20 protein-coding genes and 1 pseudogene are annotated in these 24,766 nt (G+C 64.2%); 8 read left to right on the forward strand and 13 right to left on the reverse strand.

Annotated features, from left to right (window positions below; translation table 11 throughout):
• Positions 1-2: 2 nt before the first annotated feature.
• The 5 genes from rnz to ACVIIV_RS29080 form a co-directional block, all read right to left on the reverse strand.
• Positions 3-905: a ribonuclease Z gene (gene rnz / locus ACVIIV_RS29060; protein ID WP_456747215.1), complete on the reverse strand. Its 903-nt coding sequence runs from the start codon at positions 903-905 to the stop codon at positions 3-5.
• 48 nt (positions 906-953) lie between these two features.
• Complete coding sequence (locus ACVIIV_RS29065) at positions 954-1,937, reverse strand: antibiotic biosynthesis monooxygenase (RefSeq protein ID WP_456747216.1); 984 nt, start codon at positions 1,935-1,937, stop codon at positions 954-956.
• A gap of 15 nt (positions 1,938-1,952) precedes the next feature.
• Positions 1,953-3,350: a guanine deaminase gene (gene guaD, locus ACVIIV_RS29070; protein WP_456747217.1), complete on the reverse strand. Its 1,398-nt coding sequence runs from the start codon at positions 3,348-3,350 to the stop codon at positions 1,953-1,955.
• A 14-nt stretch (positions 3,351-3,364) separates the two neighbouring features.
• Positions 3,365-4,582, reverse strand: coding sequence for a multidrug effflux MFS transporter (locus tag ACVIIV_RS29075; RefSeq protein WP_456747218.1), 1,218 nt, complete (start codon positions 4,580-4,582; stop codon positions 3,365-3,367).
• Between the two features lie 379 nt (positions 4,583-4,961).
• Positions 4,962-5,735, reverse strand: a complete 774-nt coding sequence (locus tag ACVIIV_RS29080; RefSeq protein WP_456747219.1) for an alpha/beta fold hydrolase — start codon at positions 5,733-5,735, stop codon at positions 4,962-4,964.
• A 150-nt stretch (positions 5,736-5,885) separates the two neighbouring features.
• On the opposite strand from ACVIIV_RS29080, the gene ACVIIV_RS29085 reads away from it, so the two are divergent.
• The 3 genes from ACVIIV_RS29085 to ACVIIV_RS29095 all read left to right on the forward strand — a co-directional run bounded on the left by ACVIIV_RS29085 (position 5,886) and on the right by ACVIIV_RS29095 (position 9,504).
• Entirely contained in the window at positions 5,886-6,536 is a 651-nt protein-coding gene (locus tag ACVIIV_RS29085; RefSeq protein WP_456748857.1) for a GntR family transcriptional regulator, read from the forward strand.
• Entirely contained in the window at positions 6,533-8,062 is a 1,530-nt protein-coding gene (locus tag ACVIIV_RS29090; protein ID WP_456747220.1) for an aldehyde dehydrogenase, read from the forward strand. Before ACVIIV_RS29085 ends, ACVIIV_RS29090 begins: the two co-directional genes overlap by 4 nt.
• A gap of 74 nt (positions 8,063-8,136) precedes the next feature.
• Entirely contained in the window at positions 8,137-9,504 is a 1,368-nt protein-coding gene (locus ACVIIV_RS29095) for an MFS transporter (RefSeq protein ID WP_456747221.1), read from the forward strand.
• A gap of 129 nt (positions 9,505-9,633) precedes the next feature.
• Here the strand turns inward: ACVIIV_RS29095 and ACVIIV_RS29100 are convergent, their stop codons facing one another.
• Entirely contained in the window at positions 9,634-10,239 is a 606-nt protein-coding gene (locus tag ACVIIV_RS29100; protein ID WP_456747222.1) for a TetR/AcrR family transcriptional regulator, read from the reverse strand.
• Between the two features lie 199 nt (positions 10,240-10,438).
• On the opposite strand from ACVIIV_RS29100, the gene ACVIIV_RS29105 reads away from it, so the two are divergent.
• Both ACVIIV_RS29105 and ACVIIV_RS29110 read left to right on the forward strand, forming a co-directional pair.
• A complete protein-coding gene (locus ACVIIV_RS29105) occupies positions 10,439-11,680 on the forward strand; it encodes an efflux RND transporter periplasmic adaptor subunit (RefSeq protein WP_456747223.1) in 1,242 nt (413 codons plus the stop codon).
• Between the two features lie 158 nt (positions 11,681-11,838).
• Positions 11,839-15,027 (forward strand): efflux RND transporter permease subunit, encoded by a 3,189-nt coding sequence (locus tag ACVIIV_RS29110; RefSeq protein WP_456747224.1) that lies wholly within the window; start codon positions 11,839-11,841, stop codon positions 15,025-15,027.
• A gap of 1 nt (position 15,028) precedes the next feature.
• On the opposite strand, the gene ACVIIV_RS29115 is transcribed toward ACVIIV_RS29110, so the two are convergent.
• The 6 genes from ACVIIV_RS29115 to ACVIIV_RS29140 all read right to left on the reverse strand — a co-directional run bounded on the left by ACVIIV_RS29115 (position 15,029) and on the right by ACVIIV_RS29140 (position 19,481).
• Positions 15,029-15,481 carry a MaoC family dehydratase gene (locus ACVIIV_RS29115; protein WP_456747225.1) on the reverse strand — a complete coding sequence of 151 codons (453 nt, stop codon included), beginning with the start codon at positions 15,479-15,481 and terminating at the stop codon, positions 15,029-15,031.
• Between the two features lie 390 nt (positions 15,482-15,871).
• Positions 15,872-16,294 carry a hypothetical protein gene (locus ACVIIV_RS29120; RefSeq protein WP_456747226.1) on the reverse strand — a complete coding sequence of 141 codons (423 nt, stop codon included), beginning with the start codon at positions 16,292-16,294 and terminating at the stop codon, positions 15,872-15,874.
• A 12-nt stretch (positions 16,295-16,306) separates the two neighbouring features.
• The gene (locus ACVIIV_RS29125) at positions 16,307-16,528 is read right to left on the reverse strand and encodes a hypothetical protein (protein ID WP_456747227.1); all 222 of its coding nucleotides are present in this window, start codon (positions 16,526-16,528) and stop codon (positions 16,307-16,309) included.
• An 11-nt stretch (positions 16,529-16,539) separates the two neighbouring features.
• Positions 16,540-16,686, reverse strand: a complete 147-nt coding sequence (locus ACVIIV_RS29130; protein ID WP_456747228.1) for a hypothetical protein — start codon at positions 16,684-16,686, stop codon at positions 16,540-16,542.
• A gap of 82 nt (positions 16,687-16,768) precedes the next feature.
• Positions 16,769-17,587: a lytic murein transglycosylase gene (locus tag ACVIIV_RS29135; RefSeq protein WP_456747229.1), complete on the reverse strand. Its 819-nt coding sequence runs from the start codon at positions 17,585-17,587 to the stop codon at positions 16,769-16,771.
• A gap of 40 nt (positions 17,588-17,627) precedes the next feature.
• Positions 17,628-19,481, reverse strand: a complete 1,854-nt coding sequence (locus ACVIIV_RS29140) for a flavin-containing monooxygenase (RefSeq protein ID WP_456747230.1) — start codon at positions 19,479-19,481, stop codon at positions 17,628-17,630.
• A 179-nt stretch (positions 19,482-19,660) separates the two neighbouring features.
• Between ACVIIV_RS29140 and ACVIIV_RS29145 the strand changes: the two genes are divergently transcribed.
• The 3 genes from ACVIIV_RS29145 (at position 19,661) to ACVIIV_RS29155 (ending at position 23,748) form a co-directional block, all read left to right on the forward strand.
• Positions 19,661-21,286: a long-chain fatty acid--CoA ligase gene (locus tag ACVIIV_RS29145; protein ID WP_456747231.1), complete on the forward strand. Its 1,626-nt coding sequence runs from the start codon at positions 19,661-19,663 to the stop codon at positions 21,284-21,286.
• Between the two features lie 102 nt (positions 21,287-21,388).
• Positions 21,389-22,507 carry a glycoside hydrolase family 172 protein gene (locus ACVIIV_RS29150; protein ID WP_456747232.1) on the forward strand — a complete coding sequence of 373 codons (1,119 nt, stop codon included), beginning with the start codon at positions 21,389-21,391 and terminating at the stop codon, positions 22,505-22,507.
• A 29-nt stretch (positions 22,508-22,536) separates the two neighbouring features.
• Positions 22,537-23,748, forward strand: coding sequence for an acyl-CoA dehydrogenase family protein (locus ACVIIV_RS29155; RefSeq protein ID WP_456747233.1), 1,212 nt, complete (start codon positions 22,537-22,539; stop codon positions 23,746-23,748).
• Positions 23,749-24,410: 662 nt separating this feature from the next.
• Here ACVIIV_RS29155 and ACVIIV_RS29160 read toward each other — a convergent pair.
• A pseudogene (locus ACVIIV_RS29160) lies at positions 24,411-24,766 on the reverse strand (HlyD family efflux transporter periplasmic adaptor subunit); the annotation flags it as partial.

Below are 24,766 nucleotides of genomic sequence, written 5' to 3' on the forward strand. Positions count from 1 at the left end.
GATTAGACGTCGATGTGGTCGAAGTCTGCGGCGATCCGGGTGTTCGGGAAGATCTTTGTCGCCTCGGCAAGAATCTCTTCGTCCGCGTAGCGTCCCGACATATGCGTCAGCACGAGCTGCCCGACGTTGTTCGCGGCCGCAAAGCAAGCCGCTTCGGCCGCGGTGAGATGGCCGTAACTCCGCGCCGTCGGCGCGTCGCGATCGAGGAACGTCGCCTCGATCACCATCATGTCGGCGTCGGCTACGTATTGCGACAGCCCGTCGGTGGTCTCGGTGTCGCCGATCACGACGAGCTTCCTGCCGCCGCGCGGCGGACCCAGGACCTCTTCCGGTTCGATGGTTCGGTCGGCAAGCACGATCGGTCGGCCCGCGGCCAACTCGCCGCGCAGGGGACCGTCGGGGACACCAAGCGCTACCAGGCGATCAGGCCGGAGATGTCGGCGCGCGGGGCTTTGGAAGACGAACCCGAAACTGTCGGTGTCGCGGTGGCGGACCGGAAAACAGTCGATGGTGAATTCACCGGCATCGATGACCTGTCCTTCAGTCAACGATGCGAACTTGACCGCGATCGGTGCCCTGCCCGCGCCCCACAGGCCTGCGAGCATTCGGATCACGATGTCGAGCGTCCCTTCACCGCCGTGAATTGTCATCACGTCGGAGGTCTGCCGCAAGCCGAGCGTCGAGAAGAGGCCGGGGATGCCGAGCACGTGATCGAGATGCGCGTGCGTCAGCAGGATGCGGTCGAGCCGCCGAAAGCCGGCGCCGCTGCGCAGCAGCTGGCGCTGCGTGCCCTCGCCGCAATCAATCAGGACACGCTTGCCTGCGGCTTCCACGAGGAGCGCCGGATGGTTGCGCTGCGCTGAGGGAACGCTGGCCGATGTCCCGAGAAATGTCAGGGCGAACATGGTCGTCACGAGTCCAGAAGGTGGCCGAGACCTCCCTTCCGGCCGGCCTCACCGCCCCCAATGCCACGCGAGCAGCAGCGCGTACAGGGCCATCGACGCGGCGTAGAGCGCGGCAAGCAGCGCGTAGCCCGCGATCTGGCGGCCGACCGTCGCCTTCGGCGCCATCCACCAGTCGAGCGACCTGAAGGCGGCAGGCACCAGCCACCAGCCGAGGAGCTGGGTGCTGACGAAATTGCCGAGGAACAGCGACAGCCAGACCGGCACGCCGTTTCTGTCGATCAGGGGCGCGCTGATGAAATAGCCCCAGAGGTAGACCACGGGATAGAGCACCAGAAGGACGATCAGGTTGCTCTTCCAGATGAAGCCCGGCCCTTGTTCCGGAGCCGCCGTTTTACCGGCCGGGAACCAGAAATTGAAGCCGTAGCTCGCCCGCTTCACGTGCATGCCGGCATTGAAGCGCTCGCCCTCCCTGAGAAGGGTCTGCCGCAACGGCGAGTCGAGCCACGCATTGAGATTGGCATCAGTGTCGAACGACAGGATGATGATCCATTCGTCGTGCAGGCCCGGAATCGGCCGCTCGATCTTGTGACGCAAAAACCCCTTGAACTCGGCCTCCGCCGCCTGGATGCGCTGCTGCCATTTCAGGAACGCATCCTCGAGCCCATCAGGGACCTTGAAAGAGATGATGGCCGAGACCGCGCTGTCGCGCTGGACGCCGGTGTCGGGCAGGATGTGGACGTCCTCCGAGCCGACGAAGAAGCGTTGCACTTCTCCGATCAGCCGCGCCCGCGCCTCGCTCTGGAGCCAGGCGCGTGCTGCGGCCGGGCTCGCAAAACGCAGGATGGTCACCCAGTCGACATTCGCCGGCGGCTGCGGCGGCACCACCTCCTGGCCGAGGAAGCCGGGCCACGCCTTGAGCACTTCGCCGACCTCGCCGTTCCACCGTGCGAACGCGGCAAAGCCGTCGTCGGCGATGCGGCGCTGGATGACGAGGGCAACGGGCTGGCCGGCTGTGTCAGAAGATGCGCTCATGAGCTTCCTGCCGTCTCAGCTCTTCTTGTAGAGACGCTTGCCCATCACCCAGGTCTCGTCGACGCAGCGGTCGTCGCCGACCATCATGACGGCAAACAGCATGCTCGCGGCCTCGTCCATCGTGCGCGGGCCGGCGCCGTCGGCGATCAGCGATTGGTGCCACGCTTGCGCGACCTGCCCGCCGTTCGGATCGAGCGCGACGAAATCAGCCTCCTTGCCAGGCTCGAAATTGCCGAGCTTGTCATCGATATAGAGGCCCTCGGCACCGCCGAGCGTGATCGACCAGAAGCCGCGATAGGGCGAGAGCTTGTTGCGCTCGGCCTCGGCGAGGTCCTTGCGCGTGGGATCGATGCTGCCGTCGAGCAGCGTGTTGTTGCACATGCCGACCTTGTAGGCGTCGTCGAGCACGGAGATCATCGAGAAGCGGTTGCCGCCGCCGACGTCGGTGCCGAACGACATCTTCACGCGATGCTCGGGATCGGTGGCGCGGCCGAGCCGGAACAGTCCGCTGCCGAGGAACAGGTTCGAGCACGGGCAGAACACCACCGCCGCGCCCTTCTTCGACATACGGCGGAATTCGTTGTTCGAGAGATAGACGCCGTGACCGCCGGAGAATTTCGGGCCGACCAGGTCGAACTTCTCGTAGACGCCGAGATAGTCCTGGCAGTCCGGGTGCTCGACCAGCACGCCGCTGCATTCGGCCGGGTTCTCGGAGATGTGGGTGTTGACCCAGCAGTCCGGATGCTCGTGCTTGAGGCGCTGACACGCCTTCAGTAGCTCCGGCGAAGCGCCGAAGGCGAAGCGCGGCGTGATGGCGTAGAGGTTGCGGCCCTTGTTGTGATATTGCGCGATCAGCCGCTTGCTGTCGCGATAGAAATTCTCCGGAGTATCGATGAAATCGGCCGGCGCGTTGCGATCGATGCCGGTGAGGCCCGCGATCACGCGCATATTGCGGCGGGCCGCTTCCTCGAACAATTCCTCGGTTGAAACAGGCGAGGAGCTCGTGAAGGCTTGGCAGGTGGTGGTGCCGGACGCCAGCAGCGCGTCGAGGAAGCGCTTCACGCCTTCGCGCGCGTAGTCGCGATCGCGGTATTTGAGCTCTTCCGGATAGACCCACTTCTGGAGCCACGGCAGGAGCTGCTCGCCATAGGCGCCGAGCACGCGGGTCTGCGGCAGATGGATGTGACCGTCGATGAAGCCTGGGACGATGATGCGGTCTTTGATACGGGTGATCTCGACGCCCGGATGCGCGGCGGCGATCTTGTCATAAGGGCCGAACGCCTTGATCACGCCGTCAGTGACGACCATGAGGCCATCCTGGTGAAAGCGCGCGGCAGCCTGCTCGTTGCCGATGTGCTTCCAGGGATCGTCGACGAAGTCGAAGAACGTGCCGCGAATACCGACGGTGGTCATGATTGGTTCCTTCCTTAAGTCTGTGTCGAGTGACGCGCCGCTGGGAGCGAGATCGCGAGCAGCGTGCCCGCGACGGCGCAGAGACCGAGATAGAGCCATCCGATCGGCGCCTGCGTTGCTTCAGGCAGCACCGCCGCGATCGCCATGGCACCGCTCACGGCGAGATAGCAGAGCGCGCTGATGAGGCCGCCGATCAAGCCGTGGTCACGCTCGAACAGACCGAGCGCCATGCCGTACATCATCGGGCACAGCACGCCGCAGCCGCCGAGCACCAGCGCACCGCCGATCGTGATCGACATGAAATCGAGTCCGACGGTCATGCCCGTTACGGTCAGGACCGCAGCGCCGGCGAGGAACAGCGCGAAGGCGCCGAAGCCCAGCATGCGCGCCGGCATGAAGCGCGCGAAATGCGCGCAGCCGAGCTCGCCGGCGAGATTGACGCCGCCAAGGCCGAGCGCAACGAGGCCGTAGATGGCGGCCGAATAGCCGAGGCCGGTCTGGTAGAAGAACGGCGCGACCACGCCGAACGCCAGCTGTGCACTTGCGGCAGCGGCAAAGACCAGCACGAAAGCCAGGAAGCCCCGACGAACGAGCGCCTCGCGCAAGATACCGGCAGTGCGGCGCGGATCGAACGGCGCACGCCGTTCCGCTGGCAACGTTTCAGGCAGAAGAAATACGACGATCGTGGCGACGATTGCCGCGGCGAGCGCAATAACGATGAAGACTCCGCGCCACGACGTCAGCTCGACGATGAAGCCACCGGCCGCCGGCGCCAGCACGGGCGCCAATCCCCAGGCGGCTCCAAGCAGCCCCGAAATCGCAGTGAGCTCACGTCCACGAAAGCAGTCAGCTGCGACCGCATAGGCGACGACAAGGCAGGTGCAGCCGCCGATGCCTTGCAGGAAGCGCAGCGCAAGCAGCAGCGAGGCGCTGGTAGCGAGCGCACAGGCGATGCTCATCGCGATCAGCACCGACAGTCCTGCGAGCAGGACGTTGCGGCGGCCGAGCGTATCGGAGGCGATGCCGACCGGCACCAGCGCCAGACTCATGCCGAGCATGTAGGCGGTGACGGTGTTCTGCATCGATGGCGCGTCGGCGGCGAGATCCACCACCATCTGCGGCAGGCCGGGCGTATAGGCATCCAGCGGAATCTGGCTGAACGGCACGACGCACAACAGGATCGGCACGATCCCACCCTTCGCGCGACCGGCGTCCGAAGCGAGTGCAGTCATGGCTCACGCCCCCTCGATGTCCGCAGGCCCCGTCTTTTCGTGCGCGCAATGAGAGGCGACGATGCAGGTTGCGGATCTTGACGCGCGGAGCGTGCCAGAACTGTGTATAAAAACTCTTAGGAGGTCCCGTCGCGATACGGATTCCGACGGTTGATGCTGTGCCCCAGAGGCTCAAGACAAAAAACGCGAAAACAACCCCATGCAAAGTACAAATCATTGAGGGATTTCGTCCGCCGCGACTCCCGCCCTGTCCGGAGGGACGTTTGACTCGTCGGGCAAAACAGGCCCATCGTTAGCTCATCGCCAATTGCGAGCGCGTCGTCGCGCCGACACCATTAACCGTTCGGAAGGCATCGCTGCTTCGAACGCGAAGCGCCGATCAGAGCAAGAATCCCCTGAGAGCCCCGACGAACTGCTGCGGCGCTTGAAGCTGCGGCACGTGCGCGCATCCTGGAATGATCTTGAGTTCAGCGTGCGGCAACCCGGCAGCCAGTTCGTGCGACATCGGCGGAGGCGTCGCTTCATCGTGCTCGCCGACCAGGACGAGCACCGGCACATTCACTGCGGCAAGCTCGGTGCGGAGGTCGAGGCCTGCCAATGCCTCGCATGCGGCACGAAACACGTCGGGATCCGTCCGCAGAAATGCGGCGCGACGATCCTGCATCAGGTCGGGGTGCCGCTCCTGAAACTCGGGCGCGAACAGGCGCCGCATCGCGACGTCAGTGATGGCCTCCAGCCCCCTTGCCCGGGACACCTTCGCCATGTTGAGAAATGCCTCGCGCCCGGGCTCGGAAAAAGCCGCGCCGCAATCAGCGAGAACGAGCCGGCTGGCGATCTTCGGATGCCGGATCGCCATCTGCAGGGCGACAAACCCGCCATAGCCGTTGCCGAGCACAATCGCCGGCGCGCCGCCAGCGGCATCCCGCACGGCCTCGGCCATCCGGTCGGCGACCGCTGCAAAGCCGCCCTCCACCGCGCGTGAACGGCCGAACCCAGGCAACTCCGGTACGATGGCCCGAAACGATCCCCGAAGCGCCGGCACGATGGCATCGAAGCTCGCACGGTCCGACAGCAGCGAGTGGAAGAGAAACAGCGGAGGTCCCTCGCCCGATTGCGCGGCGTTGACGGTCCCGTTGGCAAGAAGCCTGTCCATGTCCGGTTTTTCCTCACGACGGTCGGACCACGCGTGATCGCGTGCCTCATCGGGCCGATTGATAAATCAAATCCCCGGGATTTCAAGCATTCGTCTCTTGACGTGAAATATCAGGATTGCCAGATTATGGCTAGCGAGGTTCCAACAATCATGCTTTTACGCGAAAATGTCTACGATCTTCTCAGAGCTGATATTTTAGCTTGCCGTCTTACGCCGGGTGATGAAATGCGCGAGCAAGACCTGGCCGAGCGCTATTCGGTGAGCCGGCAGCCGGTTCGGGATGCGCTTCTGCGCCTCCAGCGCGAGCACCTCGTGACGGTGCAACCGCGCCAGGGCTACCGAGTGACGCCGATCTCGCTCTCCGATGCCCGCGACCTTCTGCGCTTCCGACTCGCGCTGGAGCCGGCCTGCGTCGCTGAAGCGATCGAAAGCGCACCCGACAGCGTCTTGAAATCGCTCGACGAATTCCGCCGCTTCTCGGGCAATCACGAGGACTTCATCGCCTACAATCGCGGCTTCCACACTGCGCTGGCTCATGCCTCCGGCAATCGCCGCATGGCGGCGGCGCTGTGCGACCTGATCGGCCAGGCCGACCGGCTGGTCCGCGTCAGTATTTCCAACCTGAAGGGCCACGACCCCGCAAAGCTCGTCGCAGAGCACGTCGCACTGATCGACGCCATGCAGCAGCGCGAAACGCGCACCGCGGCGCGCATCATCAAGGCCCACATCGGGGACACCGAAAAACGCGTTCTGCCGGCGCTCAAGCGCAACGCCGTCATCGTCGAAGAGAGGTCATCATGAACGTTCCCTCGAAACCCGCGTCGATCGACGTCGAAACCCACGGCAATTTCATCGATGGACGGGAAGTCGAAGCCGGAGACGGCGCGATGCTGGACGTTCGCAATCCCGCGACCGGCGATGTCATTGCCCGCATTCCCAATTCAACCGCAGAGGATATCGACCGCGCCATGAAAAGCGCGCGCGCCGCGTTCGAAGGCAAGGCCTGGGGCGGCATGGACACGCGCGCCAGGGCCAGACTGGTCAACAAGCTCGCCGATGCGTTCGAGGCCAATCTCGACAGCCTGTATCGGCTCGAGACTCTCAACAACGGCCGCCCGGTCAACGAGACCCGCGCCCAGCTCTCCCGCCTGCCCGATTTCTTCCGCTACTTCTGCGGCCTCGCTTTGTCGCGCCGTGACTCCGTGATCCCCGTCGAAGGCGCCTATCTGAACTACACGCTCCGCACGCCGATCGGCATCGTCGCCAATTGCACCCCGTTCAATCACCCCCTGATGATCCTGTGCAAGTCGCTCGCCGTGGTGCTGGCGACTGGATGCGTCACCGTGGTGAAGCCGTCCGAATACACGCCGCTCACGACCCTGAAGCTCGCACAGATCTTCACCGAAGCGGGCCTGCCGCCCGGCGTCTTCAATATCGTGCTGGGCCTCGGCCCCACCGCCGGCAAGATGCTGGCCGAGCATGGCGACATCAACAAGCTGGTCCTGACCGGCGGCACCGAGGCAGGCCGCATCGCCGGCAGCGCAGCCGCAAAAGTGTTTGCGCATCAGACCATGGAGCTTGGCGGCAAGACGCCGGTGATGGTGTTCGACGATTACGACGTCGACCGCGCCGTCAACTATGCCGCCTTCGGCGCCTTCATCGGCGCCGGGCAGACCTGCGTTTGCGCCTCGCGCCACATCGTCCAGGCCTCGATCTACGACGAGTTCGTGGAGAAGCTGCAGGCCAAGACCCGCACGATCCGCGTCGGCGATCCCTTCGATCCCAGCACCCAGATGGGCCCCGTGATCTCGGCCCGGCAACGCGACCGCGTTCTCACCTATGCGGGTTACGGTCACGAAGACGGCGCGCGCCTCGTCACCGGCGGCGTTGCCGCCAAGGTGCCGGGCCATGACAACGGCTATTTCGTGGAGCCAACGGTCTTCGCTGACGTCAAGTCCGACATGCGCATCTTCCAGGAGGAAGTGTTCGGTCCCTTCACCTCGGTGACACCGTTCAAGGACGAGGCCGATGCGCTCCGGCTCGCCAACGACTCGCCGTTTGGCCTCGCCGCAGCGATCCGTACCCGCGACGTCGCCCGCGCTCACCGTGTCGCCGCCGCGGTCAAGGCCGGCATCGTCTGGATCAACGATCATCACCGCCTCGACCCGGCCTCGCCCTGGGGCGGCGTCGACGATTCCGGCATCGGCCGCGAATGCGGCGCCGAAAGCTTCAACGACCATTTCAACACCAAGAGCGTGATGGTCGCGACCCACGAGCAGCCGTTCGACTGGTATCGCGACACAGCCAGTCAGACGCGACTGAACTAGCAGTGCTGCACGCGGCCGACCGCCCATAGAAGGCGGGCCGCATCAACGGGGACAACAGTCAAGGGAGAGCGTCAATGTCGACATCGGTGAACGCAGGCGGCCGCCTCGATCGGCTTCCGATCGGTCCATTCCATCGCCGCATCATGCTGCTGATCGGCATCGGCATGTTCTTCGACGGCTTCGACATCTATATCGCCGGAACCGTGCTCAGCGTCACGTTGAAGAGCGGCTTTTCGACGCTCGCCCAAAACGCGGCCTTCATCTCCGCGACATTCGTCGGCATGATGGTGGGATCTTTCGGCACTGGCTTCCTCGGCGACCGCTACGGACGCCGCTTCACGTATCAGTTCAATTTGCTTCTTTTCGGCATCGCTTCCCTTGCTGCGGCATTCTCGCCGAACATGGCCTTCCTGATCGCCTGCCGCTTCGCGATGGGCGTTGGGCTCGGGGCGGAGAACGTCGTCGGCTATTCGACGATGACCGAGTTCGTGCCCGCGCGCACCCGCGGCAAATGGCTCGGCTTCACGGCCGTGTGCGTGGTGACAGGCCTGCCCGCGGCCCTGCTGATCGCATCCGTGCTGGTGCCGCAATTCGGCTGGCGCTCGATGTTCGTGCTCGGCGGCGTCGGCGCGCTCGTCGTCTGGTACATGCGCAAGTCGCTGCCGGAATCCCCGCGCTGGCTGGAGGCGGTGGGGCGCACCGCCGAAGCCGAAGCGCTGATGCAAGCCATCGAGAAGGAAGCCGCGCAGGGGCAGCCCCTGCCTCCTCCCGCACCCGCAACACCGGCCCCGGTTGCTCCCGATCTCGGCACACTATTCACCGCGCCCCTGCTGTCGCGAATGATCGTCGGCGCGGTCTGCCTGATCACGATCAACACCCTGCTTTACGGCTTCGTGACCTGGCTGCCCGTATTCTTCGTCAAGCAGGGCCTTTCGATCGCGACCTCGTTCGGCTATTCGCTGCTGATGGCGCTCGGCGCGCCGATCGGCTCGGCCATCGGCGCATTGACGGCCGACCGCTGGGGCCGCAAGCCCACCATCATCGGCGCATCGCTGATCTCGGTGGCGCTCGGAATCCTCTATCCCATGATCTCCGATCCGATCCTGCTGCCGGCCGTGGGCTTCGCGCTGACCGTGCCGATCTATGTGCTGGTTGCGCTCCTGTTCGGCATCTACATCCCGGAACTGTTTCCGACCGAGGTCCGCCTGCGCGCCTCCGGCCTCGTCAACACGCTGGGGCGCGGCGCCACGATCGTCACGCCGTTCCTCGTTGTCTCGCTGTTCGAGTCGCGCGGCGTGGCCGGCGTGATGGCGCTGATGATCGGACTGCTGATGGTGCAGATCGTCACGGTCTGGGCCCTCGGCATCGAGCCCCGGCATCGCAGCCTCGAGGAGCTCAAGGCGGAGGAAACGGCCGCGCCGGTGCTCAAGGAAGCGTCCTGACGCCCTCCACGCATGGCCGGGCTTATCCCGGCCATCGACGCCTTGTCCAAGCAGCACTGAGAACGTGGATGCCCGGGACAAGCCCGGGCACGACGACCTGCGCTGACTGCAATGCGATCTGCGTGAAAGCTACGTCTTGTCAGCCGACTGCGCTTCGATCGCCTGCACCGCGACGCTCGCGACCTGCCGCAGCGCTTCGCGGTCCGCGCCGGAGGACGCCATCACGCCCATGCCGACCGACACCGCCGAGATGTAGCGCGCGAGCGCGGCGGGATCTGACGTCGGCTTGAGATCGCCTTCCGCCTTGGCGCGGATGAAACGTTCACGGAGCTGGTCTTCGTTCTGGGCGCGGCGGGCGGCGAGCTCGAAGGGGACGTTCTCGGAGCCGGTGCCGCAGGCGATGCCGCCCTGCACGAGCAGGCAGCCGGGCGGATTAGCGGGATCGGTCTGCTTGTCGGCGATGCCCATCAGCATCCGCTCGGCGACGGCGCGGGCGGTCGGCGCTGCCACCACCTCGTCCATCCAGACGCCGCGCAGCTTGGTGTAGCGGTCGAGCGCGGCCTTCAGCAGGCCTTCCTTGTTGCCGAAGCAGGCGTAGAGGCTGGGCGGGTTGATGCCCATTGCCTCGGTGAGCTGGGCAATGGTCGCACCCTCATAGCCATGGCGCCAAAACACTTCCATCGCCTGGTCCAACGCCATTTCGGCATCGAATTCGCGCGGGCGTCCCATGCCCATGTGCCTGTCTCCTCGGAATTCGCGTTCTGCCTGAGGCTTAACGTCAATCCTAACTATTTGTTCTAATTCTACTTTCCTAGCGTCTTCCAATTCTTGCGGTATGCCGCTACAATTTTCTTAGTGAATGGTACATAAGTATCTTGCACTGCGATATCCAGCTCCACATCTGTAGTGAACACTACATATCTGGAGCGCGCAAATGCACCCCTCCCAAAATACCTCCCGCACCGGCCGTTTCCGCCGCCTTCTGGGCGCCGTCGCCATCGTGGGCGCCCTCGCTGCGGCCGGCTCGATCGCCACCGGCCGCTATTTTCATGCGGCGCAAGCGACCGCACCGGCCGCCGCGGCAGAACAAGCTGTTTCTGTGACCGTCGCAATGATCGAGCCGCGGCAGACCGTGCTGTGGGACGATTTCTCCGGCCGGCTCGAGGCCATCAACCGCGTCGAGCTCCGCCCGCGCGTCGCGGGTGCGATCCTGTCGGCGAACTTTACCGAAGGCGCGCTGGTGAAGGCCGGCGACGTGCTGTTCAAGATTGATCCCGCCCCTTATGCGGCCGAGGTCGACAAGGCTGCAGCCCAGCTCGAGGCAGCGAAAGCGCGCGTCGTCTTCACCCAGAACGAGCTCGAGCGCGGCGCCCAACTCGTCGGCAACGCCGTGGTCACCCGGCGCGACTATGACCAGCGCGACAACGCCAATCGCGAAGCGATCGCCAACGTCAAGGCAGCCGAGGCGACGCTTCAGACCGCAAAGCTCAACCTCGACTACACCGAAGTGCGCGCCCCCGTGGATGGCCGCGTCGGCAAGATCGAGGTCACCGTCGGCAATCTCGTCGCCGCCGGCACCGCGTCCCCGGTCTTGACCTCGCTGGTCTCGGTCAATCCGATCTACGCCTCGTTCGATGCGGACGAAGAGGTCGTGCTGCGCGCGCTGAACTCGATCGCGGATGCCTCCGGCAGGCGCGGCAAGCTCGGCCAGATCCCGGTCGAGATGACGACGTCGGGCGGCCTGTCTGCGAAGGGCCACATCCAGCTGATCGACAACCAGGTCAACGGCCAGAGCGGCACCATCCGCGTCCGCGCCGTATTCCAGAACGAGGACGGACGCCTCATCCCCGGCCAGTTCGCCCGCGTGCGCATGGGCCAGCCGAAGCAACAGGCGCTGGTGATGATCGACGAGCGCGCGATCGGCACCGACCAGGACAAGAAGTTCGTGATGGCGGTCGGCGACGACAGCCGCGCCGTGTACCGGCCGGTCACGCTGGGCGGCGCCGTCGATGGACTTCGCATCGTCACCTCGGGCCTGAAGTCCGGCGACCGCATCGTGGTCAACGGTCTGCAGCGCGTGCGTCCCGGCGCCCTCCTCAAGACGGAAGTGGCGGCGATGGGCGCGCGAGGGCAGCAGGCTTCCAACCACAGCAACCAGGACGTGGTGCAGCGCTAGTGCTTTCCGTCGTCCCGGGGCGGGCGTAGCCCGAACCCGGGATCTCGAAGTTACGAGCCTCCGACCAATCATCTCTGGATTCCGGGTTCGCGCTACGCGCGCCCCGGAATGACGAGGAGTCGCCGGAGAACCGCAGGATATTGCCCAGGGGCAAGGCCATGAATCTCTCAAAGTTCTTCATCGACCGTCCGATTTTCGCCGGCGTTCTCTCCGTCCTGATTTTCCTCGCCGGATTGATCTCGCTGTTCGCGATGCCGATCTCGGAATACCCCGATGTCGTGCCGCCCTCCGTCGTGGTGCGCGCGACCTATCCCGGTGCCAATCCCAAGGTGATCGCGGAAACGGTGGCGACCCCGATCGAGGAGCAGATCAACGGCGTCGAGAACATGCTGTACATGTCGAGCCAGTCGACCACCGACGGCGCGATGACGCTGACGGTGACGTTCCGGCTCGGCACCGATCCCGACAAGGCGACGCAGCTCGTACAGAACCGCGTGCAGCAGGCCGAGCCGCGCCTGCCGGCCGTGGTGCGCCAGCTCGGCATCATCACCAAGAAGTCATCGCCCGACCTCACCATGGTCGTGCATCTGCTGTCGCCGAACGGCCGCTACGACATGACGTATTTGCGCAACTATGCCGTGCTCAACGTCAAGGACCGGCTGGCGCGGATCGACGGCGTCGGCGACGTCCAGCTCTATGGCGCCGGCGACTATTCGATGCGGGTCTGGGTCGATCCGCAGAAGGCGGCCGAGCACGGCCTGACCGCAAGCGACATCGTGAAAGCGATCCAGGCGCAAAACGTGGAGGCCGCTGCCGGCGTGGTCGGCTCCTCTCCGAACGTCAAGGGCATCGATCTCCAGCTCTCGGTCAATGCCGAGGGCCGTCTCGCCAACGAAGAGCAGTTCGGCGACATCGTGGTCAAGACGGGCACCCGCGGCGAGGTCGTCCGCTTGCGCGACCTCGCGCGCATCGAGTTAGGGGCCTCAGAATATGGCCTACGCTCGCTGCTCGACAACAAACAGGCGGTGGCAATCCCGATCTTCCAGGCGCCCGGCTCCAACGCGCTGCAGATTTCCGACCACGTTCGCGCCACCATGGCCGAGATCAAGAAGAACATGCCGGAAGGCGTGTCCTACCAGATCGTCTACGACCCCACTCAGTTCGTACGCTCCTCGATCGAAGCCGTCATCCACACGCTGCTGGAGGCGATCGCGCTGGTCGTGCTGGTCGTGATCCTGTTCCTGCAGACCTGGCGGGCCTCGATCATCCCGCTGCTGGCCGTGCCGGTGTCGATCGTCGGCACGTTTGCGGTGATGCACGTGTTCGGCTTCTCCATCAATGCGCTCAGCCTGTTCGGTCTCGTGCTCGCGATCGGCATCGTCGTCGACGACGCCATCGTCGTGGTCGAGAACGTAGAGCGCAACATCGAGGCCGGGCTGTCGCCGCGGGATGCCACCTATCAGGCGATGCGTGAGGTCTCGGGCCCGATCATCGCGATCGCGCTGGTGCTGATCGCGGTGTTCGTGCCGCTCGCCTTCATCTCCGGCCTCACCGGGCAATTCTACAAGCAGTTCGCGCTGACGATCGCGATCTCCACAGTGATCTCGGCCATCAATTCGCTGACGCTGTCACCAGCGCTGTCGGCGCTGCTGCTCAAGGGGCACAACGAGCCGAAGGACCGGCTGACGCTGATCATGGAGAAGAGCCTTGGCTGGTTCTTCCGCGGCTTCAACAAGGCCTTCACACGCTCCTCGGACAATTACAGCGGCACCGTCAGCAAGGTGATCTCCGGCAAGGCCGCGGTGATGGGCCTCTATGTTGTGCTGGTCGGCCTCACGGCGCTTCTGTTCCAGCAGGTGCCGAGCGGCTTTGTGCCGGGACAGGACAAGCAATACCTCGTCGGCTTCGCCCGCCTGCCCGATGGCGCAACGCTCGACCGCACCGAGGAGGTCATCCGCAAGATGAGCGACATCGCGCTGACCCAGCCCGGCGTCGAGAGCTCGGTGGCCTTCCCGGGCCTGTCGATCTCCGGCTTCACCAACTCATCCAACGCCGGCATCGTGTTCTCGACGCTGAAGCCGTTCGACGAACGCAAGGATTCGTCACTCAGCGGGCCCGCGATCGCGGCCGAGCTGAATAAGAAGTATGCGGGGATCCAGGAGGCCTTCATCGCCATGTTCCCGCCGCCGCCCGTCAACGGCCTCGGCACCATCGGCGGCTTCAAGCTCCAGATCGAGGACCGCGCCGGTCTCGGCTACGACGCCCTGAACGAGGCGACCAACGCGTTCATGGCGGCGATGCAGAAGGCGCCGGAGATCGCCGGCGTGTTCTCGAGCTTCCAGGTCAACGTGCCCCAGCTGTTCGCCGACATCGACCGCACCAAGGCGCTTCAGCTGGGCGTGCCCGTGACGGAGGTGTTCAACACGCTGCAGATTTACCTCGGCTCGTACTACGTCAACGACTTCAACAAGTTCGGCCGCACCTACTCCGTCCGCGTCCAGGCCGACGCGCCGTTCCGCGCGCGCGCCGACGACATCAGGCAATTGAAGGTGCGCTCGTCCTCGGGCGACATGGTGCCGTTGTCGGCGCTGCTCAAGGTCCGCCAGAGCGCGGGGCCGGAGCGCGCGATCCGCTACAACGGCTTCCTGTCGTCCGACATCAACGCGGCGGCCGCTCCCGGCTTCTCCTCCGGCCAGGCGCAGGAGGCGGCAACGCGGATCGCGGCGGAGGTGCTGCCACCGGGCTTCGCCTTCGAATGGACCGACCTGACCTATCAGGAGTTCATCGCCGGCAATTCCGGCATCTGGGTGTTCCCGCTGGCGATCCTGCTGGTGTTCCTGGTGCTGGCCGCGCTCTATGAGAGTCTGACCCTGCCGCTCTCGATCATCATGATCGTGCCCATGGGCCTCTTGGCAGCGATGTTCGGCGTCTGGATCTCCAAGGGCGACAACAACGTCTTCACCCAGATCGGCCTCATCGTGCTCGTCGGCCTGTCCGCCAAGAACGCCATCCTGATCGTCGAGTTCGCGCGCGAGCTCGAATTCGCGGGCCGCACGCCGATCCGGGCCGCGATCGAGGCGAGCCGTTTGCGGCTGCGTCCGATCCTGATGACGTCGATGGCGTTCATCATGGGCGTGCTACCGCTGGTGCTCTCGACCGGCGCCGGCTCGGAGATGCGGCGCGCCATGGGCGTCGCCGTGTTCTCCGGCATGATCGGCGTCACCGTGTTCGGCCTGTTCCTGACGCCGGTGTTCTATGTACTGCTGCGGACCGTCACCGGCATGAAGCCGCTGACGCATCACGGCAGCGACACCAGCGCGGCGCCGGTTCAGGGGCTCGCCGAATGATTCAACGAGAGGCCCGCCGCGGTACGATGGCGATGGGAGTAAAGGTGTAAACTTCCTCGCCGTTCTGGTTCAACATGGTCCATTTCACTAGCGCGATACCCTGCGGCTTCGACTTGGACGGCGTCAGGCTCATGACCTCGCCGACCAGATGAAGACGGTCATTGGGCCGCACGGGAACCGTCCAGCGCAGGCCATCCACACCGGCGCCAATCAGCGGATGCGGGCCGAACGGGCGGGTCTGAATCGCGAGATTCATGGCGATCGCGGCGGTGTGCCAGCCCGAGGCGGCAAGCCCCTTGAACAGGGTCGTCTTGGCGGCCTCGTGGTCGAGATGCATCGGCTGCGGATCGAACTCGGCGGCGAAGCGCTTGATGTCGGCCTCCGTGACCAGAACTTCGGGGGACTTGAACCGCATTCCGATGGTGAGATCGTCGAACCACTCGACCTGCGCCATGATTTTGCCTCGCAGTAGATGCGCCGTTCCAGAAGACACGGCTTAAATGGCCCCTGAGCGATAGCGGGATATAGCGGGCCGGCAGCGCACAAACCAGCGCAGGGTTCCGCGCGAAACCCCTTTCCCGGTGCGACGAAACACGCCTGAAACAGATGGCCAGTTAAGTGGTTGTCAAAATAAATACAGGGACGGCCACCATGCAGTTCATCCTCGACCTGATCTACGAGTATTCCTGCTGCCAAAACCTCGTTGCCCAGCCGCTACGGGAGGACGAGCTATGATCGAGCTGATCTCAGGCCTGCTCGCCCTTTGCAGCATCGGCGTCTTCGCGGCGCATGCGCTGGACGCCTACCGCACCACGCACTCCTGACCGCCTCGCTTTTCCCGGCGCTAGAAAGGCCGCCGGTAGAAATGCTCGGAATGCGTGGCCGGCGGAAACCGGTTGGCGAGCGCAAGCGCCCCCTTCTCGTCCGTCTCGAGCGCGATCTTCTGCGCCAGCATCACGTCGCCCGGCACTAGGAATCCTGACGGGACGAAGCACCAACCCATCGTCGCGTGCCCTTCGCCATCGATCTCGTGGACATTGGCGGCCGTGCCGTAGTGGATGCGATAGGTTCTGCCGGTGTCGCAGCCGACCACGTCGAAATACCGATGCTGCTCGAACTGCGCGCGCTGCGCCGGCGACAGCCAATCGGCCAGAAGCCGGCGGCCGCGGGCATCCGGCGTGTTCTCGCCGAAGAAGCGGCGATAGAGTTCGCGCAGCGCATGCAAACGCGCACGCGCCGGCGCGCGGAGCCAAACGGCCGCGATCATGAGCAGCTCAGATCAACCGCCGACCAGGCGGGGAAAGAACAGCGTTTCATGCGCGGTCGGGTCGAACGATCGGATCCGGGTGACTTCGCCGGGCCCGGTTCGAAGAGCGGCGGTGAAGCCGGCTCCGGTCAGCTCCCGAAAGCGCCGTTCGGCTCGCGCCAGCGCTTCGGCGTTGCCAGGATCAAACTCGTGGCGTGTGTCGCCAGTCTGGTCCATCACGATCTGGGTAGCCATGTTGAGTCTCCTCATGCCCAGCCCTGAACTTGATCAAAGCAAACCTCGTGCCGTCGGTTCCCAATGGCAACAACTTTCTCGCGCCGGCGCATCACGCCTTGCTGAGCAGCCTCAAGCGCGATGAGATCGTCATTGCGCTTTAGGCCGTTGTTAAGCATGATCTTTCCGGAAAACCGCTGCACATTTTCGCAAACGCGGCCCTTCTTTCGCAAACGCGACCCTTCGGGTCCGGATCATGCTCTAGCGCGAGGCCGCGGCGGCCCCGCCCTCGTCGATCTGCCGGCCCATCAGCGCGATCGCCTTCTGATAGACGCCAGCGGCATTCCAAGCCTCGATGGCAGCAAAATTCGGCTCGCCCGGCTGGTACCCCGCTCCTGCGCGCCAACCATGGGCTTTGAGGAAATTCGCAGTCGAGTTTAGCGCATTGGCAGCAACTTCGAGATTGCCGGTGCCGTAGGCCAAAATACTCTTGGGCATGAACTGGGTCTGGCCGACCTCGCCATGCATGGAGCCGCGGGTCGATCCCGACAGTGTGCCGCGATCGATCAGCTTCAAGGCGGCATAGAGCTGGTCGGTGAAGAATTCGGGACGACGGCAGTCATAGGCGAGGGTCGCGATCGACGACAGCATGTTCTGGTTGCCGCGCTGGCTGCCGAAGCCGGTCTCCATGCCCCAGATCGCGATCAAGGGTCCGGGCGGGACGCCATAGCGCTGCTGGATCGAGGCGAACAAGGCGGCCTGCGACTGCTTGAGCTGCCGCCCCTTGGCGACGATGGTGGTGGCGCCGCGCTTGGCCAGGAACTGGTCGAGGGTCAGCGAAAAGCTGCGCTGGCCGCGGTCGGCCGCGATGGTGGCGCTGGCGTAATTGGTCTGCATCAGCGCCGACAGTGCGGTGGGACCGATGCCCTTGCCCTGCGCCTCCGCGCTGAACTCGCGCTTCCAGGCCTCGAAGCCGGCCGGCGAGCTGCCGCATTGCGCCGCCTCGGCGGAGGGTACCAGGCAACCGAGCAGCGTCATTGCGCCAAAAACCGCTCCCGCAACAGCCCTGCCCCTGATCATGCCCAAGCTCTCCTGTCCTGTACCGTTCGGCAGCGCGATCTTACCCGGTGGAACGCGCCGACTCCATGACCTGATCATAGGACAATTCGAGGCCATCCAGATTGCCTTCCTTGCGCCATTTGTCGAGCAGCCGCAGGAATGCCACCGGCCCGCGCCAATATTGGCTGTTTCTGGCCGCGATCGGATCGAATACGCCTTCGTTGTTGTAGTAGCCCGGCGTACATTCGGCGAGATAGGTCTGCCGGCCGAGCGCGGCCTTGACGACCTCGTCGACCCAGGCGCTCTCGGCGGCAAGCGTCGGCTCCAGGGTGCGCGCTTTGCGCTCACGGGCCTCCTTGATGACATAGGCGATGTGCTGCGATTGCTCGTCGATGATGTGCGGGAAGTTGGCGCTCTGGCCGGCTTGCACCGTGACGATCAGGAAACAATTCGGGAAGCCGCGGCTGTAGAAGCCGTGCAGCGTCATGACGCCGTCGCGCCAGCGCTCGGACAGGCTCATGCCGTCGCGGCCGTAGACCTCGAAGCCCATGCGGCGCGCGTAATCGGTGCCGACCTCAAAGCCGCTGGCATGGATCAGGCAGTCGAGCTCGTAAGCCTTGCCGTCGACGACGACGGCATTCTCGGTGATGCGTTCGACGCCCTGCCCTCTGGTATCCACGAGATGCATTTTGGGACGATTGAACGTATCGAGATATTCGTCGTGAAAGCACGGCCGCTTGCAGAATGCCTTGTACCAGGGCTTGAGCGCAGCTGCAGTCGCCTCGTCCCTGACCACCGCGTCGACGCGGGCGCGGATCTCCTCCATCTTGCGGTAGTCGGCCTGCTCGATCACCTTCAGCGCCTCCTCCAACGAGGTCACCGGCTGCTTCTGGCGTCGCGGCGCCAGCAGGATCTCGCCGAGCAGGCCAGTCCAGCCGTCCTGCACCAGATCCTGCTCGAACGGCTCGCCTGAAATCACGGACGTGAAATTGTCCATGCGTTCGCGCTGCCAGCCCGGCTTGAGGCCCTGCACCCAGGCGTGATCCGTTGGACGGTCGTCGCGAACGCCGATAGCGGACGGCGTGCGCTGGAAGACATAGAGCTCCTTCGCCGATCGGCCGAGATGTGGCACGCATTGCACGGCGGTGGCGCCGGTACCGATGATGCCAACGCGCTTGTCGGCAAGGCCCGTCAGACCGCCGTCCGCATTGCCGCCGGTGTAGCCGTAGTCCCAGCGACTGGTATGAAAGCTGTGGCCTTTGAACGTCTCGATGCCGGGAATGCCCGGCAGCTTCGGACGGCTCAGCGGACCTCCGGCAAGAATGACGAATCGTGCGCGGATGCGGTCGCCCCGATCGGTCTCGACCAGCCAACGCGCTTCCTGTTCCTGCCATGCCATCCGCGAAATGACGGTCTGAAACAGCGCGCGCTCGTAGAGCCCGAAATGACGGCCGATGCGGCGCGAGTGCTGGTAGATCTCCGGCGCCCGGGCATATTTGCGCACCGGCATGTAGCCGGTCTCTTCCAGGAGCGGCAGATAGATGTAGCTCTCGGTATCGCAGGCGGCACCGGGATAACGATTCCAGTACCAGGTGCCGCCGAAGTCGGCGGCCTTTTCCACGATACGAAAATCCTCGATGCCGGCCTCGCGCAACCGCGCGCCACACAACAAGCCGCCGAAGCCGCCACCGACGATGAGCACTTCGGTCGCTTCGCTGACGGCTGCGCGCGCAAATCCAGGATCGGCCCAGGGGTCGTCGAGATAGCGGCTGAATTCGCCTGTGACCTCGACATATTGCGCCTTGCCCTCGGCGCGCAGACGACGATCGCGCTCGTCGCGATAGCGGGCACGGAGAGCGGAAACATCGACCATAGATGCGCCGGTTGTACCGGTCTTGTGTCTTTCCGCTGACATCCATCTCCTCCACCGCGAAACGCTGCTTCGCCGGCAGCTCATCTCACGTTAGCCCTGAAAAACTGGCGCATGCAATCACGTCCGCTGTTTTTTGCGTGAACGCCGCGTGACGTTCCGCTAACCTTTCGCGCAAATCACAAGCCTAGGCCACGCGACGACGCGGCAATCCGGAGGAGACCATGCAGGGATTGATGATGGACATGCCGCTTCTGATCAGCGGCCTGATCCAGTATGCGGCAGACTATCACGGCGAAGCTGAAATCGTCGCGCGCGAGATCGAGGGTGACATCCATCGCTACACCTACGCGGACGCGCATCCGCGCATCAAGCGCATGGCGTTGGCGTTGAAGCGGCTCGGCATGACTCCCGGCGACCGCGTCGGCACGCTGGCCTGGAATACGCACCGGCATTTCGAGATGTTCTACGCCGCGCCGGGAATGGGCTACGTCCTGCACACCGTCAATCCGCGGCTGTTTCCCGAGCAGCTGGTCTACATCATCAACCACGCCGAGGATCGCCTGTTGTTCGTCGATCGCGCCACGCTGCCGATCGTCGAGGCTATCGCGCCGCAGCTCAGGACAATCGAGGCCTATATCGTAATGTCCTCGCGCGAGCGGATGCCCGAGACGAAGCTCGCGAACGTGCATTGTTACGAAGAGCTTCTGGGACGCGAGAACGATGCCGGCTTCGCCTGGCCCGAGTTCGACGAGAAGTCCGCCTCCACGATCTGCTACACCTCGGGCACGACGGGCAATCCCAAGGGCGTGATCTACTCGCACCGCGCCGCGATCCTGCAGACCATGACCTGCTGCAGTTTCGACTTCCTGCCGGGCCATGTCGAAGGCGTGCGCGAGGTGATGATGCCCATGGCACCGCTGTTCCACGGCAATGGCTGGAACATGCCTTTTACGGCGCCCTATACCGGCTCCAAGCTGGTGCTGCCCGGCCGCAACTACGAGCCCGACAAGCTCTACGAATTGCTCGAGGGCGAGAAGGTGACGCTCTCGGCGGGCGTGCCGAGCTTCTGGCTGATCCTGCTCGACTGGCTCGGCCGCACCGGCAACAAATTCTCCACGCTGCGCGCAACGCTGTCGTCGGGCTCGGCCCCGCCGCGCGCGATGGTCGAGAAGCTCAAGCGCGAGTATGGCATCGACTATATCCAGGCCTGGGGGATGACCGAGGCCTTGGGCTGCTCGATGCCGGGCCTGCGGCCCGGCTCGGAGCATCTCAGCGACAAGGAGAAATTCGACCGGCGCCAAGTCTCTGGCCGCGCCTGTTTCGGCACGCATTTGCGCATCGTCGACGACGCCGGCGCTGAGCTGCCGCGCGACGGCAAGACCGTCGGTCATCTGCGCGCCCGCGGCCCCTGGGTCGCCTCCGGCTACATGAAGTTGGAGGAAGGACTCGACCGCGACGGCTGGCTGATCACCGGCGACATGGCGGTGATCGACAGCCAAGGCCACGTCACGCTGACCGACCGCTCCAAGGACGTGATCAAGTCCGGCGGCGAGTGGATTTCCTCGATCCACCTCGAGGATATCGCCTTGTCGCATCCCGACGTGCTGCAAGCCGCCGTTGTCGCCATCGCGCATGAGAAATGGCAGGAGCGCCCCCTGCTTCTTGTCGTTCGCAAGAAGGGCGCGACCGTCGACGGCAAGACGCTGCTCGACCACATGCGGCCGAAGATCGCGAGCTGGTGGATGCCGGACGCCGTGGAATTCCTGGACGAATTCCCGATGACCGGCACCGGCAAGGTGCTGAAATCCGCGCTGCGCGAGAGATTCAAGGAATATCGCGTCGCATGACGACACCCGATCGCGTGCGGACAATTCCGTGCGCGGCTTTCATCTTTTGGTAGATTTGGGAGCGATATATCGAGGCCTCGCTCACCTTGGATCGAGGACCTCATGACGTTTTCCGGATTGGGCATGCATCTCGGCAATCTGTCGCGCCTGTCGAATGCGCTGACGCGCTCGATCAGCCCGGAGAACTTCACCGGAGAGAAGGGCAAAGGCGGCATGTCCGTCGACGGCCCCGCCGCACGTCAGGCGCGCGATCTCGGCCAGGGCTGGAAGGTCTCTCCTTACGTCGTCATCGAGCCCGGCGCGATCTTCACGCTCGCGGACATCCAGGGCCAGGGCGCGATCCAGCAGATCTGGATGACGCTGGCGCGCGGGCGCCTGCGTCACTCGATCCTTCGCGTCTATTGGGACGACCAGGACCAGCCGAGTGTCGAATGCCCGGCGGGCGATTTCTTCGCCTGCGGATGGGAAGAGTATGCGCAAGTGTCCTCGCTCGCGGTCTGCGTCAATCCCGGCCGCGCCTTCAACTGCTATTGGGAAATGCCGTTCCGCAAGCGGGCGCGCTTCACGCTGGAGAACCGCAGCGAGGAAGAGCTCACGGTCTATTACCAGATCAACTACACCCTCACCGACGTGCCGGAAGATTGCGCCTATTTCCATGCGCAATTCCGTCGCACAAATCCGCTGCCATACAAGGAGGTCTACACCATCCTCGATGGCATCAAGGGCGCGGGCCACTATGTCGGCACCTACATGGCCTGGGGCGTCAACAACAATGGCTGGTGGGGCGAAGGCGAGATCAAGTTCTTCATCGACGGCGACGGTGCATTTCCGACGATCTGCGGCACCGGCACCGAGGACTATTTCTGTGGCGCCTATAATTTCGATCCCTATGTCGCCCATTCCGGCCAGGGCGAGGTGAAGCAGTCGCGCTACCAGGAATTCACCACGCCCTATGCCGGCCTGCCGCAGGTAATCCGCCCCGATGGCGTCTACAGGTCGCAGCAGCGTTTCGGCCTGTATCGCTGGCACATCCCGGATCCCGTACGCTTCCGCTCCGATCTGCGCGTGACCATCCAGGCGCTCGGCTGGCTGCCGGGCGTCAAGGAGGCGAAGTATCTTCCGTTGCAGGACGACATCGCCTCTGTCGCGTTCTGGTACCAGACGCTACCGACCGCACCGTTCGCCAAGCTGCCTGATCCGGACTATCTCGAAATTGGCTAGCTGCCGTCCACCGATCAAGGAGACCAGAGATGCTCTATCCGATGTCGCCCAAAGTCGCCGAGCTCAAGCGCAGGCTAGAGAGCTTCATGGACCGGCACATCTATCCGAACGAGGAGCGGTTCTATCGCGAGGCCGAAGAGCTCGGGCCGTGGAAGGTCTATCCAATCGTGGAGGAGCTGAAGCCGCTGGCGCGCGCCGAGGGGCTCTGGAACCTGTTCCTGCCCGAGAGCCATCACGGCGCGGGTCTTTCCAATCTCGACTATGCCCCGCTCTGCGAGGTGATGGGCCGCTCTCATCTCGCCCCGGAGGTGTTCAACTGCTCGGCGCCCGACACCGGCAACATGGAGGTGCTGGAGCGCTACGGCTCGGAGAAGGACAAGGAACGCTGGCTAAAGCCGCTGCTCGCGGGCGAGATCCGCTCCTGCTTCGCCATGACCGAGCCGGCGGTCGCCTCATCCGATGCGACCAACATCGAAAGCTCGATCGTGCGCGACGGCGATCATTACGTCATCAACGGCCGCAAATGGTACACGACCAACGCGACCGACCCGCGCTGCAAGATCTGCATCTTCATGGGCAAGACCGACCCTGACAATCCCGACCGCCACAAGCAGCAATCCATGATCCTGGTGCCGATGGAGACATCAGGCATCGAGGTGAAACGTCCCCTGCCCGTGTTCGGCTTCTACGGCGTGCCGGACCGCGCCTCCGAAGTCGTGTTCACCAACGTGCGCGTGCCCAAGGAGAACATGCTGCTCGGCGAGGGCCGCGGCTTCGAGATCGCGCAGGGCCGCCTCGGGCCCGGCCGCATCCATCACTGCATGCGCCTGATCGGCCTTGCCGAACGCACGCTGGAAAAGATGTGCCGCCGCGTGCGCAGCCGGGTTGCCTTCGGCAAACCGGTCTCCGAGCAAACAGTGACGCAGGAGCGCATTGCCGAAGCCCGCATCATGATCGAGCAGGCCCGGCTGCTGACGCTGAATGCGGCCCATGCGATGGATACGGTCGGCAATAAGGTGGCGAAGGCCGAGATCGCCATGATCAAGGTCGCCGTGCCCAACATGGCCTGCCAGATCATCGACTGGGCCATTCAGGCCCATGGCGGCGGCGGCACCTCGAACGATTTCGGACTGACCCAGGCCTACGCCACTGCGCGTTTGCTGAGGCTTGCCGACGGGCCGGATGAGGTGCACCGAAACCAGATCGCGCGGCTCGAGCTGAAGAAGTATTCGAATATCTAAGCCGACGCTGCCAGGTCAGTTACCAGTGACTGCGCAAGGGGATCGGCATCTAGTCGAAGCTTGGCGGCTCCTGGATGGGCGCAGATACATTCTGATTCGAAATCGCTTCGAGCATCGCTCCGAAAATGATGAACGGCAGATAGAACGCAAGCATGATCGTATTCCTCCTGCTGTGACAACCTTGGCCTGCAGGGCCAGGTTCCTCAAATTGACGCTCGCCCGCCTCGGAACAATCTCGGCGCTTACCTAGCTACCGACGAAACCGAGTCACAGGCAGTATCAAGAACGCATCGCGTCAATCGCATGGGCGATCAGAACGACTGCGCTTGCGGCGATGAGAAACACAAACAACCAGCTCACGTCCGCCTCCCATCCGGAAGTGAACGCGTTCATCCATGCACAGTCAAAAACCATCGGTCTGGAACCGCTATTCCGCGGCTCGCTGATGCTTCGCAGCAACAATTGCATCTGCTATCGGCGCTATCGGCAGAACGCCAAAAGGAGCAACGCGCCGACGACACAGGCTGCTAGGACTAAAAACCAAACGCCCATACAGTCCCCCGACTCAACACACGCGAGTCAGGATTAGCCTTACGATTTGGCATTGAAACGCTCGTCGCCGGTTTTTCCCCAGGCCAAGCGCAAATGATCTGCTCGCTGCGTTAGTCCAATACCTCCACCCTAGCGGAGCGGCCGGCGACCAGCGACACGTTGCCCGGAACATTGCCCAGCGCGATGCGCACCGGCACGCGTTGCGCGAGCCACACCCAGCAGAAGGTCGGGTTGACGTTGGCGAGCATGCTGGCGCCTTCCGCGCGGTCGCGATCCTCGATGCCGGCGGCGATGCTTTCGACGTGACCCTGAGCGTGGTCTTTTCGCCCATCAGGCGGACCTGCACCTTGTCACCGATGCGGATGCGCGCGAGCTTCGTCTCCTCGAAATAGCCTTCGACATGCAGCGCATCAGTGTCGACCAGCGCCATCACGCGCTTCCCGGCCGTGACGTAGGCGCGCTCTCG

The sequence above is a fragment of the Bradyrhizobium sp. USDA 4354 genome (genome assembly GCF_054060315.1).